The sequence below is a fragment of the Shewanella jiangmenensis genome (assembly GCF_018596335.1).
GTDB classification, from domain to species: Bacteria; Pseudomonadota; Gammaproteobacteria; order Enterobacterales; family Shewanellaceae; genus Shewanella; species Shewanella jiangmenensis.
Window position 1 is genome coordinate 154,858 of the sequence record NZ_JAHEPS010000006.1, and the last position, 17,895, is coordinate 172,752.

The 17,895-nt window shown below is 54.3% G+C and carries 19 protein-coding genes; 8 read left to right on the top strand and 11 right to left on the bottom strand.

The annotated features are described in order from the left end of the window. Window positions 1-69: 69 nt before the first annotated feature. The 3 genes from KJI95_RS15160 to KJI95_RS15170 all read right to left on the bottom strand — a co-directional run bounded on the left by KJI95_RS15160 (window position 70) and on the right by KJI95_RS15170 (window position 2,079). Window positions 70-792, bottom strand: a complete 723-nt coding sequence (locus tag KJI95_RS15160) for a ChrR family anti-sigma-E factor (protein WP_214508034.1) — start codon at window positions 790-792, stop codon at window positions 70-72. Continuing rightward, window positions 785-1,360 carry a sigma-70 family RNA polymerase sigma factor gene (locus KJI95_RS15165; protein WP_214508102.1) on the bottom strand — a complete coding sequence of 192 codons (576 nt, stop codon included), beginning with the start codon at window positions 1,358-1,360 and terminating at the stop codon, window positions 785-787. Before KJI95_RS15165 ends, KJI95_RS15160 begins: the two co-directional genes overlap by 8 nt. A gap of 164 nt (window positions 1,361-1,524) precedes the next feature. Further along, a complete protein-coding gene (locus KJI95_RS15170) occupies window positions 1,525-2,079 on the bottom strand; it encodes an LON peptidase substrate-binding domain-containing protein (protein ID WP_214508035.1) in 555 nt (184 codons plus the stop codon). Between the two features lie 217 nt (window positions 2,080-2,296). Between KJI95_RS15170 and KJI95_RS15175 the strand changes: the two genes are divergently transcribed. Further along, the gene (locus KJI95_RS15175; protein ID WP_214508036.1) at window positions 2,297-2,893 is read left to right on the top strand and encodes a class I SAM-dependent methyltransferase; all 597 of its coding nucleotides are present in this window, start codon (window positions 2,297-2,299) and stop codon (window positions 2,891-2,893) included. A 182-nt stretch (window positions 2,894-3,075) separates the two neighbouring features. Here the strand turns inward: KJI95_RS15175 and KJI95_RS15180 are convergent, their stop codons facing one another. Continuing rightward, on the bottom strand, window positions 3,076-3,606 hold the full coding sequence (locus tag KJI95_RS15180; RefSeq protein WP_214508037.1) for a lipocalin family protein: 531 nt from the start codon (window positions 3,604-3,606) through the stop codon (window positions 3,076-3,078). Between the two features lie 206 nt (window positions 3,607-3,812). Here KJI95_RS15180 and KJI95_RS15185 point away from each other — a divergent pair, with 206 nt between their 5' ends. Next, window positions 3,813-4,757 carry a chemotaxis protein CheV gene (locus KJI95_RS15185; protein ID WP_214508038.1) on the top strand — a complete coding sequence of 315 codons (945 nt, stop codon included), beginning with the start codon at window positions 3,813-3,815 and terminating at the stop codon, window positions 4,755-4,757. Between the two features lie 166 nt (window positions 4,758-4,923). Here the strand turns inward: KJI95_RS15185 and KJI95_RS15190 are convergent, their stop codons facing one another. After that, window positions 4,924-5,565 (bottom strand): hypothetical protein, encoded by a 642-nt coding sequence (locus tag KJI95_RS15190; protein WP_214508039.1) that lies wholly within the window; start codon window positions 5,563-5,565, stop codon window positions 4,924-4,926. After that, a complete protein-coding gene (locus tag KJI95_RS15195) occupies window positions 5,562-5,921 on the bottom strand; it encodes a DUF2750 domain-containing protein (RefSeq protein ID WP_214508040.1) in 360 nt (119 codons plus the stop codon). The genes KJI95_RS15190 and KJI95_RS15195 overlap by 4 nt, the downstream gene beginning before the upstream one ends. Window positions 5,922-6,137: 216 nt before the next feature. Here KJI95_RS15195 and KJI95_RS15200 point away from each other — a divergent pair, with 216 nt between their 5' ends. Continuing rightward, on the top strand, window positions 6,138-7,475 hold the full coding sequence (locus tag KJI95_RS15200; protein WP_250885866.1) for a lytic murein transglycosylase: 1,338 nt from the start codon (window positions 6,138-6,140) through the stop codon (window positions 7,473-7,475). A gap of 94 nt (window positions 7,476-7,569) precedes the next feature. Then, window positions 7,570-8,052 (top strand): FKBP-type peptidyl-prolyl cis-trans isomerase, encoded by a 483-nt coding sequence (locus tag KJI95_RS15205; protein WP_214508041.1) that lies wholly within the window; start codon window positions 7,570-7,572, stop codon window positions 8,050-8,052. A 61-nt stretch (window positions 8,053-8,113) separates the two neighbouring features. Here the strand turns inward: KJI95_RS15205 and KJI95_RS15210 are convergent, their stop codons facing one another. Then, window positions 8,114-9,091: an aminoglycoside phosphotransferase family protein gene (locus tag KJI95_RS15210; RefSeq protein ID WP_214508042.1), complete on the bottom strand. Its 978-nt coding sequence runs from the start codon at window positions 9,089-9,091 to the stop codon at window positions 8,114-8,116. 457 nt (window positions 9,092-9,548) lie between these two features. Between KJI95_RS15210 and KJI95_RS15215 the strand changes: the two genes are divergently transcribed. From KJI95_RS15215 to KJI95_RS15230, 4 genes are all read left to right on the top strand, one after another. Then, window positions 9,549-9,773 (top strand): DUF3389 family protein, encoded by a 225-nt coding sequence (locus KJI95_RS15215; protein ID WP_214508043.1) that lies wholly within the window; start codon window positions 9,549-9,551, stop codon window positions 9,771-9,773. Window positions 9,774-9,775: 2 nt separating this feature from the next. Beyond that, window positions 9,776-10,453, top strand: a complete 678-nt coding sequence (locus tag KJI95_RS15220) for an alpha/beta hydrolase (protein WP_214508044.1) — start codon at window positions 9,776-9,778, stop codon at window positions 10,451-10,453. 362 nt (window positions 10,454-10,815) lie between these two features. Continuing rightward, window positions 10,816-12,528, top strand: coding sequence for a bifunctional UDP-sugar hydrolase/5'-nucleotidase UshA (ushA, locus tag KJI95_RS15225; protein ID WP_214508045.1), 1,713 nt, complete (start codon window positions 10,816-10,818; stop codon window positions 12,526-12,528). Window positions 12,529-12,829: 301 nt separating this feature from the next. Continuing rightward, window positions 12,830-13,276 carry an Hsp20 family protein gene (locus KJI95_RS15230; RefSeq protein WP_214508046.1) on the top strand — a complete coding sequence of 149 codons (447 nt, stop codon included), beginning with the start codon at window positions 12,830-12,832 and terminating at the stop codon, window positions 13,274-13,276. 256 nt (window positions 13,277-13,532) lie between these two features. On the opposite strand, the gene KJI95_RS15235 is transcribed toward KJI95_RS15230, so the two are convergent. The 4 genes from KJI95_RS15235 to KJI95_RS15250 form a co-directional block, all read right to left on the bottom strand. Continuing rightward, window positions 13,533-13,964, bottom strand: coding sequence for a hypothetical protein (locus KJI95_RS15235; protein WP_214508047.1), 432 nt, complete (start codon window positions 13,962-13,964; stop codon window positions 13,533-13,535). Window positions 13,965-14,059: 95 nt separating this feature from the next. Beyond that, window positions 14,060-14,554, bottom strand: a complete 495-nt coding sequence (gene ilvN, locus KJI95_RS15240; RefSeq protein WP_214508048.1) for an acetolactate synthase small subunit — start codon at window positions 14,552-14,554, stop codon at window positions 14,060-14,062. Next, window positions 14,554-16,272: an acetolactate synthase 3 large subunit gene (locus KJI95_RS15245; protein ID WP_214508049.1), complete on the bottom strand. Its 1,719-nt coding sequence runs from the start codon at window positions 16,270-16,272 to the stop codon at window positions 14,554-14,556. Before KJI95_RS15245 ends, ilvN begins: the two co-directional genes overlap by 1 nt. Before the next feature lie 388 nt (window positions 16,273-16,660). Further along, entirely contained in the window at window positions 16,661-17,866 is a 1,206-nt protein-coding gene (locus KJI95_RS15250; RefSeq protein WP_349356746.1) for a multidrug effflux MFS transporter, read from the bottom strand. Between the last annotated feature and the right edge of the window lie 29 nt (window positions 17,867-17,895).

The following is a 17,895-nucleotide window of genomic DNA, read 5'->3' on the forward strand; positions in this document are numbered from 1 at the left end:
AATGGTCATCCGGTTGGATTGGGATGGGGTGACACAAAAACCAAAAGCTTCAATGTATCAACAGAAGCATCAGTAAATCAGTTCGCCGATGGGGTTAAGCAGCTTACTCAGCCCCCTGGTAAAGTGCAGCGGCGCATCCACCACGGTAAAACACAGGCAACCATCTTGGGTGATAGGCGTGTGCTGCTTACTGCCATCCATCAGCATAAAATCCCCCGGGCCGTAGCTGCCAAATTCATCGCTGAAATGTCCATCCAGCAGCAGGGTAATTTCGACGCCCTTATGGGTGTGCTCAGGAATTTCACCGCCGGCGGCAATGTGCAGCAAGCTGGCACGGGCTTTACCGTCCTGGGTATCGAACCTGAGCCTGCTTACGTTTCCAAGGCCTTTCCAGCTGCTGGCAAGGTCACTGTGAATGAGCTGACGAAACGTGCGCGGCAGGATAAATTGCTCGCCTTTCACGGCAGTGACGGCCGGGCCTAGATCGCCTTTGGTCAATACAGGTTCTTCTGCCTCGGTAGCGGTAATGGCATCGAACAGACTATCCATGTTCAGCCAGTCACTTTGCTGCGCCTCAGTTCGAGTTTCTACTCGGGTAGCATCATCCAGTGCATTAACGCCAGAAGGAGCGCTCAGGTGGTGTCTGGCAAGCTTTTGCTGCAGCAGTGACACGCGCTCGGCGCACTGGTGGCAAAGCTCGCAGTGGGCACTCAGGGCAAGCGCCATGGCAAAGGAGGTTTCACCTGCGGCATGGGCAAGCAACATCTCGTCAGAGGGATGATGATTAATCATGATGTTTCTCCAGCAGGCTTTTGAGTTTCTCAAGCCCCAGCCGCAGGCGGGACTTGATGGTACCAAGGGGTACACCGAGTTTTTCAGCAAGCTCCTGCTGACTGAGTTCCTGAAGATAAATGCCCTGAACCACTTCACGTTGCAGTTTTGGCAATTTGCCGAGGTAGGCCGCGAGTAAATTATCAAGCTTGTGATCGGCAAACTCGTCACTGGCAGGATCGCTGTCAAACAGCGGCCAAATATCATCGCCGAAGGTATCTTCGCGGTTGTGCTGTACCCGGCGCAGCATATCAAAACACTGGTTGCGCATGATGGTGTACACCCAGGTGGCGACATTACCTTTATCTGAATCGAACAAATGCGCCTTGGTCCACACTGTGGTGAGTGTTTCCTGCACCAAATCCATCGCAAGACCTTGCTGCGACAGACGCGACAAACCGAAGGCCCGGATCTTTGGGCCGAAATAATCAAACAAGGCGCGAAACGCCTGCTTGTCGCGCTGGTTGGCTACCGCCAGCAGCCACTGTTTAAGGCTGTTGTCGTCTATTTCCTGCACCTGCTTTACCATCTCATCCGTTTCCTGGGCACCTGATTGAGCCCCTGACTGGATATGATAGCGGTAAGGCGTTGCTTTTTGGCGGTTTTGATGAAGAATTTTCACATTCACATCCTTCGGGAAGTGGCCATGATTGCATCGAATGTGGGTTCATACGCCAATGCGTGCCAATTGGATCAGGATTTTTTTATCACTTCGTTAATGAGCGCGAGCGTAAGCCCGGGGTCTGCTTCTTTAAGGCACAGCTGCTTGTTTTGCAGCGACAGCGGCAAGAGCTCCAGCCAGCGGCTGCATACCCAGGTCAGATTGTTAAAATCGTTATCGGAGTAATTGGCAAGCTGAGTTGGAAAGTGTGCCATCACCTGGCGCAGGCCGTCCGCAAGATGCTGATGTTTTGCCGTCATTGGCAGCGCATCCCACGCCGGCAACACACTTGCCTCGGCGCGCTTAAGCCCATCCGAATCACTCTGCCAGGGTCCAAGTGCGACGCGCTCGCGGCCACTGATGGTGATGCCAAGCAAGCCGTCTTCGAGGGTTTCAAAATCCACAATGTCGGCGCGGGTGGCGATGGGCAGTGGCAGCTTGTCATCCCCCAGCATGCACATGGCAAAGCCAAGCCCCGAGCTTAATGACTCACTCACCAAACGCTTGTATCTTGGTTCGAATATTCTCAACTTGGTCATGCCGCCCGGCAATAAGCAGATGGGCAGGGTAAACAGCGCCAGTTGCATGATAACTCCCGATTAAACCTTTACAGCCTGTATTACGTACCGCTAGGCAGGCTGGATCATCCAAGGTCGCGATGAGCTTTGAATCTTTGGCATGAGTCTTTGGCATGAGTCGCCGGCATCAGTCGGCATCAGTATCCGGCATGAATATCTGGCATCAATATCTGGCAAGGTAGCGCGATTTGCCTGGCCGCATCGCGCCGCCAATGAGGAGTAACAGATGAAATTAAATCAAACCGAAAGAACCCTGGTGACCTCCAAAGCACGCCAGAGCCTGCAAACGAACATTGAATCACGGCTTTTGATGCGACTCTTTACCGACGGGGTCCCTTTGGTGGAAAACGCGCTTGAAATCGGCTGCGGCGGCGGGCAGGGCGTGCAGTTTTTACGTCAGCGTCTTGGCGCTTCTACGATTACCGCAGTCGATTTGGACAAGGACATGCTCTCACTTGCCCGCGAGCGGCTTGGCAAGGTCAGCTGGGCCACGTTTATTGAAGCCGACGTCTGTAAACTGCCGTTTGATAACGGCGCTTTTGATATGGTGGCCGAATTTGCCATGCTGCACCATGTGCCTGACTGGCAAAGTGGGATTAACGAAATTGCCCGGGTTATCAAACCTGGCGGGCACTTTCTTTTCTGGGATTTGTACCGCGCCGCCATCGTTAATCCGCTGAGTAAACGGCTTTTTGATCATCCGCTGGAAAATCGCTTCAATCACGGGGAGCTGTTAACTGAGCTTGAAAAGAACGGCCTAAAGGTCATCAAATCAAGCAGTGTCCCCAGCTTATTCGGGATGGGGCTTTGCCGCAAAGGCTGAGTTCGAAAAGGCTAAGCGTGCAAATGCTGAGCTCGAAAATGCAAAGCGCCGCTGCGGTTTACTGCAGCGACGCAATTACAACGACTATGTTCGAAACGAGCGGCGCAGTTTCTTATCGAAGTGAATGGCAAACTAAGGCGCGGCTGCCTAGCGCCTAATTCATGCTCAGGACTGCGGCTTAGTCAACTCTGTGGCTTAGAAAGCCACACCAGTGATTGGGGCTCAACGCCAAGGCTTTTGATCATTGACGTAAATTTGGCCTCTTCATCGGCGCTCAGGTTTGGCTCGCGGGACAGCAGCCACAGGTACTCGAGCGAATCACCGGCGACCAGCGCCGTGCGGTAACGGCCATCGGCATCCCGAGTGGCGGCAAGGATTTGATAGTCGCCGTAGAAGGGGCCGAAAAACGATACTTCCAACCGACCTTCATCCGGATTGCTCGCAAAGCGCGCCTTGCCGATAGCTTCTTTCCAGCGGTTATCTTCGGCGCTGAATCCACGGTTAATGACCTTGATGCTGCCGGCGTCGTCCCGGTATTCGGCGGTCACTTTGGTCAGCCCGCGCTCGAAGCGATTTTCCATCCGCGCCACTTCGTGCCAGGTGCCCAGATAGTGCTTAAGTTCAAAGCCGTTTATCACCGGCATTGGCGGGGCGCTGGCGCAGCCGCCGAGCAGGGTTGACATGGCGAGCAGCGCTATAAGGACTCTTTTCATGATGTTCTCTCTAATCAAGGTGGATTTCTTTGCTGCTCTTTACGCCGTTAATCATCAAAAAGATCAGTTGCAGCAGTCTTGGGCGGGCGCAGATTGCGCTGGCGCATGGTTTCCCTGCCCAAAAGACCTATAATTGAGGATGTTGCTACCTTCATCAGGGTGGCCCATGGACAGCTATCCCCGGGCAGAATAAGAGACTTAACGCTATGGCCAAACTTCTTGAGACTGTTGATTCACGTACCCAACTGGTGGGCGAAAACCGGCTCGAGCTGCTCTTGTTTCGCATTCACTCCTCACAGCTGTTTGCCATCAACGTGTTCAAAGTCAAAGAGGTGGTAAAGCTGCCGCCACTCAGCGCCATGCCGGGGGCACACCCCAGCATCAGTGGGGTCGCCAATATCCGTGGTGTGTCTATTCCGGTTATTAACCTGCGCCGCGCTATCGGTTTTGGTGCGGCCGCCGATGAGTCTGAAGCAAACCTTATCATTACCGAGTACAACCGCTCGGTGCAGGGATTTTTAGTCGGTAAGGTTGAGCACATAGTCAACATGACCTGGAGTGACATCATGCCGCCCCCAAAAACCGCGGGGCGCAACAACTATCTGACGGCCATCACCCGGCTTGAGTATCAGGGGGCCACTCATCTGGTGTCGATCATCGATGTGGAAAAGGTGCTGGCTGAAATCATCCATTACGATGTGCGTTTATCGGAAGGGGTGCTGGATGAATCGCTGCTGCCGCAAATGCCGGGCCGTAAACTGCTGGTGGTGGACGATTCGGCAACTGCAAGGCGCCAGGTTAAAGAAACCCTTGGGCAGCTTGGGCTTGAAATTATGGAAGTGTGCGATGGCCTGCAGGCGCTGGAGCTTCTTAAATCCTGGGCGGATGATGGGGTAAAGGTGTCTGATGCGCTGCTGATGATGATAACCGATGCCGAAATGCCGGAGATGGACGGTTACAAACTCACCCACGAAGTGCGCAGCGACCCGCGCCTTAAAGATTTGTACATCACCCTGAACACGTCACTCAGCGGCAGTTTTAACCACGCCATGGTGGAGAAGGTGGGCTGCGATCAGTTTATTTCCAAGTTTCAGCCCGACAAGCTGGTGGAGGTGGTGCAGGAGCGGCTGCGAGAGCTGCTGAAGCATTGAGGATACTTGATGATTGGCTGCGCTTAACGTTAGTTCAGAAAAGTAGCCGTTAAGACTCGCTGGCCGTTCAGATTATCTGGTTGCTCAGCCTAACTGGACCTTATGCATTTCAGGCCGCGTTTGCCGAACTCAGGCGCATCCGTAACGGCGCGTTGAGGCTGGCACATCAGCGCTGCTCATCTTCATGTAATTCGCTTAACAGTTCCTGTTTTTGGCGCGAATTGGCGGCGCGGTAAAGGGAGGCGAGCCTCAGGGCATAGGCGAAACGCTGCCTGCCAAGGAGTTTTACCAGGGCGCAGATAAACTGCTCATCCAGTCCCTGGGTGTGGCTGAAATGGCGCGCGGCGCCGGTGAGGGTGGTGAATTTTACCCCGTCATGCTCGATTTCGGCGCCATGGCTGCCATCATCGATAACCAGTCCATTTACCGACACAGGCCAGCCGGCGGCATTGACTCTGTCCCGTGCCACTTCATACATAAACCAGGCACTTTTTTTAAATCCACCGAGGATTTTGCAGTCAAAGCCCGAATCTTCAAGTTCGGCCTTGGTCCAGTTGCTGCCGATGGCCAGATGTTTGGCGTAGCGTTGGATAAGGGTATCTTTGACCAGCATGCGGCATTCGTACAGGCTGTCGAGCTCGCGGCTTTTGGCTATCAGGCGGCACTCTTTGCAGGCGCTGATGGCGACCGACGGGTGTTCATGCTCTCGTGGGCTGATAAAGTGAAAGAGCCCGTCGGCGGGCTCTTCACAAAACCAGCAGAGGTGCCGCTTATCAAACGGCGCCTCGGCGATGGCAATCTCGGTCACTCAGTTTCAATCTCGGCGAGCTGCTTGGCCAAATCGATAGGATCAAGCTCGATGCACTCTTCGTTGGCTTGCCAGTCTACGCCAACCAGTACGCCGTCGTTGTTCAGATCTTCCACCCAGTACTCGAGGAATTCCACCAACGGAATGGCGGCAGGGCGATAGGTTGCCCACTCTTCGCTGCAATGCTCGGCGGCTTTGGCTTCGCTTGACCACAGCGGCATCACATCGGTTTCTTCATAGATGCTGGAATCGCACACGACCCAGCCTTCGCCGTCCTTGTCCATCAGGCCCCAAAGTACCTGGGAATCTTTAATATTGTCGACAAATTCGCTGAGTTGAGGTTGCATTTCAGTCATGGTGGGATCTCTTTTGCTGTTAATGCATTGATTATAAGGCATGTGCCCGCAAACCCAAGGAGTTTTACGTTTCAATGTCATGCTTTTGTGTGGCAATGAAGAGAATTTGTGCCCTGCGATTGCCTTACGCGGTGCCATCATGCACGATCCTCGGGTCGCCGCCGTTTCTTCCCAGTTCTTTAATTCCGGCGCGGCCTTGATAAAGGAGTCACAGCTTTGAAAAAAAATCTTATTCTCGCCTCATCCCTGCTGCTGTTGCCGGTTGCCTGCAGCGCGGTGCCGGAGGCAAACAGCGCCAATCCACAAAGCGCGCAAACTGCTGCCACAAGCGTGGGCAGCAGTGCCCAGACAAATGCTAAGACTACTGCAGGCAGCGTCGCTGCAACCTCAGTAGCGGATGACGTGGCGGCCGTGACCCAGGGCTTTGGTGAGTGCATCGCCGGCATTACCGACAAAGCGCACAACGCCGGTATAAGTGAGGCGCGCATCGCCTATCTTGGCAAGCTTAAGCCTGTGACCAGAGTCATCGAGCTTGACCGCAGTCAGCCTGAATTCACCCAGACCTTTGCCGATTACTTCAACAAAAGGGTAACTGAGCGGCGTATTCTCGAGGGGCAAAAGTTACTTAAAACCCACGCAGCCCTGCTCGACAAAATTCAAAAAGAATACGGGGTGCCTGCCCAGTATTTGCTGGCCTTCTGGGGACTTGAAACCAACTTTGGCAGCTACAAAGGCAAGATGCCGGTACTGGATTCGCTGGCTACCCTGGCGTGCGATAAGCGTCGCAGCCAGTATTTCACCCAGGAATTGCTGCAGGCGTTAAAGCTTGCCGATAAACACGATTTACCCCAGTCGGTGATGGTCGGCTCCTGGGCAGGCGCCATGGGCCACACCCAGTTTATGCCCACCACCTATCTTGACTACGCGGTGGATGGCGACGGAGATGGCCGCGCCGATCTGTGGGGTAGCACCGCCGATGCGCTCACCTCTGCCGCCAACTTCCTAAAGAGCCTTGGCTGGCAAGCCGAGCAGCGCTGGGGCAGGGAAGTGCTCTTGCCCGCCAATTACGATTTTACCACCCTGGGCCGCACCAACCGACGAGAGCTCGGAGCCTGGGGTGAGCTTGGGGTGCAGCTGACCAATGGTCAAAGCCTGCCGGCGGCGCCCATGAGCGCGGCGCTCTATTTGCCCGCCGGTCATACAGGCCCTGCGTTTTTGGGATATGAAAATTTTGAGGTTATTCAGCGCTGGAACCGCTCGGAGTTTTACGCCATAGCTGTGGGGCATCTTGCCGACCGGATAAAGGGCGCGCCGCCATTAACCGTGGCACCGCCGCTGCAGCCCAAGCGCACCCGTGATGGCATCAAGCAAATGCAAAGCCGCTTGATTGAGCTTGGCTTTTTAACGGGTGATGCCGATGGCGTCGTGGGCAGCAAAACCACCGCCGCAGTGCGAGAATTTCAGCGTATGAACCAGTTGGTGCCCGACGGCTTTGCCGACGATGCGACCATGAAGGCGCTCGGGCTGGATGTGGCCGCCATCAGCGCCAACTGAGCGCGCTGACAAGGCCGGGGCGATAAGGCTGGAGAGCGGGGGCATTCTTTGTTAAGCTCCTGCGGTTTTACATATTTCAGTAACAGGATTACTCATGCAAATCAAAGACGACCTGGTGGTGCAGTTTAACTACACGCTGCGCGATGAAAAAGGCGACGTGCTCGAGACCAACGAAGGGCATTCACCCATCGCCTATCTGCACGGCCATGACAACATGATGCCGGGCGTAGAAAAGGCCATCGAAGGCAAAAAAGTGGGTGACAAGTTCAGCGTTACCCTGCCAGCCAGTGAAACCTACGGCGAGCGCATCGAAAACGCCGAGCAGCGCGTGTCCACCAAGCACCTGATGGGCGCCAAAGAGTGGAAACCGGGCATGCGCGCCATCGTCAACACAGATCAGGGCCAGCGCCAGGTGACTGTGGTGAAAGTGGGTAAATTTATGGTGACCGTGGATATCAACCATCCACTGGCAGGCCGCGAGCTGACCTTCGATTTGGAAATCGTGTCCGCCCGTGAAGCGAGCGCCGAAGAAATCGCCCATGGCCACGCCCACGGCGAAGGCGGCCATCATCATTGATTGGCCAAGCCATCAGATAAAAAACGCCCGGCATGCCGGGCGTTTTTGTTTTCAGCATTAATCAGCGCGCGAATTCAACCCCGAAGTGCGCCAGCAGATAATCGATGCTGGGCTTAAGCCCTTCGCTGAAGCCGAATGACGTGCCATACCAGATCACAAAGGCGGCGCGTCTTAAGGCGTAATATTGTGCCCGCTTAAGTAAGCTGTCTGGCGCCAGTGCTTGCCAGCGCTCAGGGCCGAGGGCGGCTTGATAGTGCGCAAGAAACAGGGTGAAGAAGGGCGCTGGCATCCGCCGCCACAGGGGCGCGAGATCCATGGCGGGATCTGTGCGGCAAATATCTGAAAAATCGATGATGCCCGCCAATCTGCCTGTCTCTGTGATAAGCACATTAGCCGGACCAAAATCGCCGTGGCACAGCACTGGAGTAACCCGGAGTGGCGTGCACCGCGATGTAGTAAGCCTTTCTGACGTGCAGCTCTCAGGAGTGGATTGATGAGAGTTGCCTTGATAACTGATGCCTTGATGAGTGGTGCCGGGCGCCGATTGCTCATAAAGCGCATGGGCAGCGGCAAAATAATCCCGCGCCTTTGGGGCTATGTGCTTTGGCAGCAGGGTAAGCGCGACCGGCAGTACGGTTTCCAAAAATGCCTCATCGCCATAGGGATAGGCAGTAAGCTCGGTTATCTCATCACAAGGGATATGGATATTGGCGAGTGCCTCGGCCATGTCTTTTGCCAGCATGGCGTGGCGCTCGGCGCAGGCTGTGCGCCAGTCAAAAGGCTTGCCTGGCAGTTTTTGATACAGCATGGCGCGTGGCATTGACGGCGGGCTTAGGCTGATTTGCGGCAGCAGCGCCACAAAACCGACGGCTCTATTGCTTTGGTGTTTGTCGCCGGGATTTGCGTGGCTGTATTTTGATTTCAGGTGCTCAATGACTCTGGCTTCAAGGTCGAAACGGCAGTGAGTATTGGGGCTCAGGGTATCTGCGCAAAGGCGTATCGTGTCCGCGCTGTTGCTCTTGCTGCTATGAGATGCCATCTCTTTTGCCTTCGGCTGAGGAAAGCGGGGTAGGCGCAGCATCCATGATTGGCGCCGGGCTTGCGTCTCTTCGCATGAGGCTGATTCTGCGGTGGCGGGTATGAGCATCTGCATGCTCTCCAATATCTTAGTGCCTTGCGTTATTTCCAGCACCAGATTGCTCCAGCCGTGGCTGTGGACTTGAACCTTCCAGTCGCACATTGGCGGGGGCTGCCGTGAATCGCTTTCGCTGAAAGAGCCATGGTAATCGCCTGCGCAAGCTAACGCCGAGCCGATATGGTTTGCCGCCCAATAGGCCAGCGCTTCGGTGTCGTCTTGGTCATGCAGCCCTGTGCTTTTAATCGCGTGGGATAGCGCCAATATCAAATGCTGCATGAGCTGCTGCCTTTGTCTTTAACGGAAACCTGATACACTCTGCACTCCCAAAAATACCTGATTATCCAAACCGAGGCGTGCGATGGTAATAGTACTCAGCGCTGGCAAATTAATCCTGACCCCGACTGAGCTCCTTTGCAGGCTTTCATCCGGTGCGACGCTGCGTGCGCTGCCTGACGATATCCGCCTTGTGACCACTCCGCCACTGCTGATTGCCGATGCCGGCGCCGTAAGTTGGACCTTGCCGCTCGATGGCGTCGAATGCCTTGATGATATTACTGAATTTTATGGATTTGCTAAGGAATGACCATGAATACTCCCCAGCATCGCCCTGATGCCATTGTGATTGAACCTTCAATGCCTGCCAAGGCGGCGGTGATTTGGCTCCATGGCCTTGGAGATTCCGGTGCCGGGTTTGCGCCGGTGGCTGCAGCGCTCAACTTGCCGGACGATGCCGCCGTGCGTTTTGTGTTTCCCCACGCGCCTGAGCAGCCGGTTACCATCAACGGCGGCTATATTATGCGGGCCTGGTACGACATCAAAAGCATGGATTTGCATGACCGCGCCGATCTTGCCGGCGTGCTTGAGTCAGAAAAGCGGGTGCTGGCGCTGATTGAAGAGCAGTTGGCTACGGGCATTCCAAGCAACAACATTATTCTGGCGGGCTTCAGTCAGGGTGGGGTGATGAGTCTTTTTACGGGCTTACGCTGCCCGCATCCCCTTGGCGGGATCATGGCGCTGTCCTGTTATCTGCAGGGCGGCGATGCCTTACCGGCCGACTGCGCGCAGGCGAACCTTGGCACGGCGATTTTGCATCACCACGGCGAGCAGGATGAGGTGGTGCCGTTGTTTGCCGGCAAAATGGCCAATGAGGCATTAAGTCGTGGCGGTTATCAGGTCGAGTGGCAAACCTATGCCATGGGACACTCGGTGCTGCCGTCGCAGCTTTTGGATATTCGCCGTTGGCTGCTTGAACGTCTTGGTTAAAATTCCGTCATTCAGCTGCAATTAATAAAAAACACACCGCTTGGTGTGTTTTTTATTTGGAACAATTGTTCTCGCCCTCGCCACAAGCTCATCTCATTGAATTAATGCTCTATTTTAATTGACCTTCATTGTCAGCGTGCCATTCTCTGGCTGAAAGTAGCATATTCAAATTTATAGCTTGTTCTGTAAGGTGGACGTTTAAATAGATAAACGTCTGACAAATGGCACATTTAGCTCACGAAAATTCATATTTCTGCCACATATTGCCGTCAAAATTGCTATCATGGTGCGCGACCAAGGGCCTGAGAGCCCAGTCAGCAATAGATGATGGTTAAAAATAATATAATCAAGGGGTTGATAATATGTCTCATAATCTGATGAAAGGCATGCTGGCAACGGCTGTGCTGGTTGCTTTGACTGGCTGTAACGATGCCGATCCAAGAGAGCCTGTAGTGCCAACAACGTGCGCAGAAGCCGGTGAAGCCTGTAAGACCTTTACCCTGCTGCACACCAACGACAACCACGGTCGTTTCTGGCACAACAAAGACGGCGAATATGGTTTGGCCGCGCAAAAGACGCTGGTTGACCAAATCCGCGCCGAAGTAGAGCAGGCGGGCAGCGAAGTGCTGCTGCTGTCCGGTGGTGACATCAACACCGGTGTGCCGGAGTCGGATCTGCAGGACGCCATTCCCGATTTCATCGGTATGAGCAAAATTGGTTACGACGCCATGGCGGTAGGTAACCACGAATTTGATAACCCCCTGAGCGTGCTCGATATGCAGCGCCAGCTGGCGGACTTCCCCTTCCTGTCTGCCAACATCTATAAGGCCGACGGCACCCGCTACTTCGATGCCTACAAAGTATTTGACGTAAACGGCGTACGTATCGCCGTTATCGGTCTGACCACCGAAGATACCGCCAAAATCGGTAACCCTGAATTTATCAGCGAGCTGACCTTCACCGATCCAAAGGTGGAAGTGGCCAAGGTTATCAAAGAAATCCAGGACGCCAAGAAAGCTGACCTTATCTTTGCCGTGACCCACATGGGCCACTATGCCGATGGTGTGCACGGCAGCAACGCCCCGGGCGACGTGGAAATGGCCCGCAGCTTGAAACAGGGTGAGCTGGCGCTGGTGGTTGGCGGTCACTCGCAAAACCCCGTGTGTATGGAGCCAGGCACAGAAAACACCTACGCCGATTTCAAACCCGGCGACGAGTGTGCTCCTGATAAGCAAAACGGCACCTGGATCATGCAGGCTCACGAGTGGGGTAAGTACGTTGGCCGCGCCGACTTCGAATACTTCAACGGTGAGCTGCACCTCAAGTCATACAAACTCATTCCGGTTAACCTGCTGAAAATCGGTGAAGACGGTAAGAAGACCACCGAGCTTGCCGGTGAAGCCATCGAACACGATGCTGAGCTTAAAGAGCTGCTGCAGTACTACCAGGACAAGGGCCAGGCTTCTCTTGAAGAAGTGATTGCCACCACCGATGGCCGCCTCGAGGGCGATCGCGCTTTTGTTCGTAACGAGCAAACCAACCTTGGCCGTCTGCTGGCCATGGCGCAGTCCACCAAAGTGAATGCCGATGTGGGCGTAATGAACTCAGGCGGCGTGCGCGCCTCAATCGATGCCGGTGACATTTCTTACCGCTCGGTACTGACGGTTCAGCCGTTTGGCAACATGGTTACCCTGAGCACCATGACAGGTGCTGAGCTGACTGAATACCTCGGCGCAGTAGCGTCACTGCAGGTCGGCTCAGGCGCTTACGCGCAAATCACCGGCGTGAAAATGACCGTGGATTGTACCGCCAAAACCGTGGCCATCAGCGATGTAAACGGCAAAGGTTATGATGCCGGCGCCAGCTACACCTTTACTGTGCCAAGCTTTAACGCTGCCGGCGGTGACGGCTATCCTAAGCTGAACCCAGTGCAAACCGGTTACGTTGATGCCGACGTGCTGTACGATTTCTTCAAGCAGAAGGGCAGCATCAAGGCCGCCGATTACAACCCTATGGGTGAAATCGTGTACACCAACTCCGACAGCACCAAAGGCTGTAAAGTCACCGCCAAGTAAGTTGTGTTGTACCCAGAAGGCCGGCTAACCCCGGCCTTTTTTATTGGCAAAATTCTCGCGTAAAGTGCTGTGTAAAGTAAGGCATAAAGTGGTGGATAAGGTTCTCGCCTAACTTTTTCGCTTAAATTTTTCGCTCAACTTTTTAGGGATTGAGGCTTGAAAAGCACTCAAGCGACCTTATTTATGTGTCAGAGCCGCTCAAATGAGGGCTCTGTGCATCGCCTGCGGGGATGCGGAATGACCACGGCGCGACCTTGGGTCGGCCGGACACCGAATATTGCTTAATGTTGAGGATATTGCCATGCGTAACTATGATTTGACCCCCCTGTACCGCAGCGCCATCGGATTTGACCGTCTGGCGCAACTTGCCGAACACGCCGCTGCCAACAATGGCAACGCCGGATACCCGCCATACAATATTGAACTCCTTGGTGAAAACCGTTACCGCATTACCATGGCGGTGGCAGGCTTTGCCATGGAAGAGCTGGATATCAGTAGTGAAGGCGAAAAGCTGGTGGTGAAAGGCGAGAAGCAGGAAAAAGGCGCAGAGCGTAAGTATCTGTATCAGGGCATAGCAGAGCGTGGCTTTGAGCGCACTTTCCAGCTGGCGGATTATGTCACTGTGACCGGCGCTTACCTTGAGCATGGTTTGCTGAATATCGATTTGGTGCGGGAAATTCCTGAAGCGCTGAAGCCGCGCAAAATTGAAATCGGCACCCGTCCGCTGCTGGAAGCAGAAGCCCAGTAATTTATAAAAGGTCATTCGCAAAAAATTGCGAATGCGTGCGGCGTCCCGCAATGTTTGCAGAGCATTGCGGGACGCCATAAAAAACGTCGGCCGAGGCCGACGTTTTTTATTTAAAATCTATTGCTTAGCGCATTTTTATTGCCGCTTTGCCTTAAATTCAAAAAATTGCTTTAAATTCAAAAATTGCTTTAAATCCGAAAGCCTTACAACACTGCGCCTTCATTTGCTTGCTATTTAGCTGCTTTATCGACGCGGATTAATGTTCACGGGTCAGAAAGGCGCCCGAGGGCGAGTTAAGATCCGGCGCGCTGAACAGGCGCATCACCTTATTGGCATCTTCAAAGCGCAGGTAAAAGGCATTTTCAAAGCCGACACCACCGCCACTTTCGCCGTAGCAGCTTGGCTCACCGTTGTGCTCGGTGATGAAGAAACTGAGCTTATAAAACCCGGGTTCATCAGCGCTTTCAAGGGAGTAGCGGGCCTTACTCAGCTCAGGTGGACTGTAAAGCACCATGGTGCCATCGGCGTGAAATTCGTAGCGCTCGGTGCAGTAACCTTCAAGGGTAAGCTGCCAGTTTCCGACTTCCGGCGAATGGGTACTGCTGCAGGCGCCAAGCAGCGTGCCAGCCACACCAAGGAGGATAAGGGATTGGATGAGCCGGGCAGAAAGTTTGAACGCAGCTGTCACTCGGTTACGCCTCCGGCGTGAAGGTTTGAGGCCGGCCACAAAAAAGGCCGGATATACCGGCCTGTTTCTTCGCGTCTAAGTCCTTCGCGTCTAAGTCAGGCGCGCATCGACTTTTCACCACGGGCGAGGCCTACAACGCCCGAGCGCGACACTTCCACCACCTTGGTGACCTCGGCCAGGGCGCTGATAAAGGCGTCCAGCTTGTCGGTTGTGCCAGCCAGTTGAATAGTATAGTGATTTGCGGTCACATCCACTATCTGGCCACGGAAAATATCGGCCGAACGTTTGATTTCTTCCCGTACGTCGCCCTGGGCGCGGACCTTCACCAGCGCAAGCTCTCGCTCGATATGGGCCGATTCGGTGATGTTGGACACCTTGAGCACATCAATCAGCTTGTGGAGCTGCTTTTCGATTTGCTCAAGCACCAGGTCGTCGGCGGCCACGGTAATGTTCATCCGCGACAGGGTCGGGTCGTCCGTTGGCGCCACCGTCAGACATTCGATGTTGTAGCCGCGCTGGGAAAACAGCCCCACCACACGGGAGAGGGCGCCGGGCTGGTTTTCAAGTAATACAGATATAATTCGGCGCATCAGCTTCTCTCCGTTTTGCTCAGCCACATTTCATTCATTGCCCCGCCGCGAATTTGCATTGGGTAAACGTGCTCGGTTTCATCGACGTTGATGTCGACAAAGACCAGCCTGTCGGTCAGCGACAGGGCTTCGGCAAGCTTGCTTTCAAGCTCTTCGGGACGGCTGATGGTGATGCCAACGTGGCCGTAGGCTTCGGCAATTTTGGCAAAATCCGGTACCGAATCCATGTACGAATGGGAGTGGCGCCCAGAGTAAATCATGTCCTGCCACTGCTTAACCATGCCAAGGAAGCGGTTGTTAAGGTTAATGATTTTTACCGGCACGTCGTATTGCAGCGCGGTGGACAGCTCCTGAATATTCATCTGAATGGAGCCATCGCCGGTGACGCAGACCACGGTTTCATCCGGCATGGCCATTTTTACGCCCATGGCGGCGGGCAGACCAAAGCCCATGGTGCCAAGCCCGCCTGAGTTAATCCAGCGTCTTGGTTTATCAAAGGGATAGTAGAGCGCGGCAAACATCTGATGCTGACCTACGTCGGATGAGACATAAGCATCGCCATTTGTCAGCCGATACAGGGTTTCAATCACCTGCTGTGGCTTGATTTTATCGACACTGGTCTCGTAGGCGAGGCACTTGCGTGCGCGCCAGCTGTTGATGTCTTTCCACCAACAGTCGATGGCGGCTTCATCCATGGACTCCTGACTTTCGTCCAGCAGGGTGAGCATTTCATCCAACACCTTATCGGCGCTGCCGACGATGGGAATATGCGCCTGCACGGTTTTGGAAATCGAGGACGGGTCGATGTCGATGTGCAGCACTGTGGCATTCGGGCAGTATTTTTGCACGTTGTTGGTGGTGCGATCGTCAAAGCGCACGCCGATGCCGAAAATCAGGTCGCTCTCGTGCATCGCCATATTGGCTTCGTAGGTGCCGTGCATCCCCAGCATGCCGATGCAGTTCGGGTGCGTACCCGGAAAGGCGCCAAGGCCCATCAGGGTGTTGACCACCGGAATATTAAGCTTCTCAGACAGGGTCAGAATTTGTTTGTCACAGGCCGAGATAATCGCGCCGCCGCCCACGTAGAGCACCGGCTTTTTGGCCGCCAGCAGCGCCTGCAGACCTCGGCGGATTTGGCCCTTGTGGCCAGACACAGTCGGATTGTAGGAGCGCAGCTTCACTTCGCTTGGGTAGTGATAGTCAAACTTAAGTGCGGGATTGAGCGTATCTTTTGGCAAATCCACCACCACGGGGCCAGGGCGACCGGTGGCGGCGATGTAAAATGCTTTTTTGATGGTTTCCGGAATATCCGCAGGATTTTTAACAAGAAATGAGTGCTTTACGATAGGGCGGGAGATCCCAATCATGTCGCATTCCTGAAACGCATCGTTGCCGATAAGGCTTGATGGCACCTGGCCTGACAGAATGACCAGTGGCACTGAGTCCATGTAGGCAGTGGCAATGCCGGTAATGGCGTTGGTGGCGCCTGGGCCTGAGGTTACCAATACCACGCCGACCTTGCCGGTGGCGCGGGCATAACCGTCGGCCATGTGCACGGCGGCCTGTTCATGGCGAACCAGAATGTGTTCGATATTGGAGCTTTGGTGCAGGGCATCGTAAATATCCAGAACCGATCCGCCCGGATATCCGAAAATGTGTTTTACGCCTTCATCGATAAGGGAACGAACTATCATGCTGGCGCCGGAAAGCTTTTCCATTCATGCATCCTCAAAAAAGATACCGTTACGGTAAACAGTACTTGTTACAGCGACGGTAATCGCTCTAAAACCAGACCCTTGGGGTACAAAGGCCCGCACAATTGCCAGGGTTTCCGGTAAGAAACAAAGTTGATGCGCATCACTTGGCAACTGTCACAGATGGACAGGGCTTCATCTTTGTAAAAAGGACAGGGGATTACAAGAGAGATTTCAAAAAAAACAACAAACTTAAAGAAAATTCAACATTTTGAGGTGGCTGGCACGGGCGGCTCTAGGCTCGAGATGATGTGAGATTTTGATTAAAGCATTGAATTTTATGATTAATTTTTAATTTTGGCAATGTTGCCACCAGTGGCAGTCACAGGTGGCAGTATTGCATTTTATTCAATTACGCCGTTTGGCGGGCCAGGTACTGGCAAACGCCAGCCAGCAGTACCGACAGCAGCATCAGCACCGAAAAAGGCAGCGCACTTCCGTTATACAGCAGCGCCAGCAGCGGTCCTGCCAAGGCGCCAACCCCAAATCTCAGGGTGCCGATAACGGCAGTGGCGGTGCCGGTTTCATGCTGAAACTTAAGCAGCACTATCGCATCGGCATTGACCGACATAATCCCAAGGCAGGCCATCAGCGGCACCAAACAGGCAAGGGTGCCGTACAGGCCGAAATCCGCCAGATTGGCGAGTGTGAGCCCAAGGCCAAACAGCGAGGCAAGCAAGGTGGAAGCGCGCAGCAGCCGCAGCGAGCCAAAGCGGCCAACGATACGGGAGTTCAGTACGTTGGCGAGCATCAGAGCGCCGACGTTGGCGGCAAACACCATGGCAAAGTGATGGCTATCAAGACCAAACACCTGCATAAACACAAAGGGCGAGGCGGTGAGATAGCAAAAAAATGCAAAGGAGGTGAGCACGCCGCTGCTGATAAAGCCCTTTACGCCCGGGCGGGTCAGTACGATTTTATAGGCTTTGGCAAAACCCGGCCGCTCGGATTTTGGCAACTTTTGCTCGGGAATATGCAGGCAAAAGTACACCAGCAGCAGAGTGATGGCGGCGTAGCTTGCCAGCACATAAAACACCATCTGCCAGTGGCTTACACCAAGAATAAAGCTACCTATGCCGGGGGCAATCAGCGGTGCTAGCATCATGATAAGGCTCACGTATGACATGCCCTTGGCGGTATTGGCGCCGTAGAGAATTTTCACATAGCCCGGTACTGCCACGGTGGCGGCCGAGCCTATCATGGCCTGAAAAAATCGAAGTATAAAAAAGCTTTCCAGATCAGGCGAAAACACCAATCCAAGACTGAGAAGCGCAAACCCACCCAACCCCAGCAGCACCAGCGGCCGACGGCCATATTTGTCGGCAAGGGGACCAAACAGCAACAGGCCACAGGCGTAGCCCGCCAGATACACGCTGAGGCTTTGCTGCACGCCGGTGATGTCTGAATGCAGACTTGCGGCAATAGCGGCCATCGCCGGCAGGTACATGTCGATGGCAAGGGGCGTGATGGCCACTATGGACGCCAGCAAAGGAATTAGCCAGGGCTTAACGGCGGCTGATGTTGCTCCGGCGCTGCCGGTTTGGATGGACTGTCCCACAGTTACCTCTCGTGTCACGCCTTGACGGG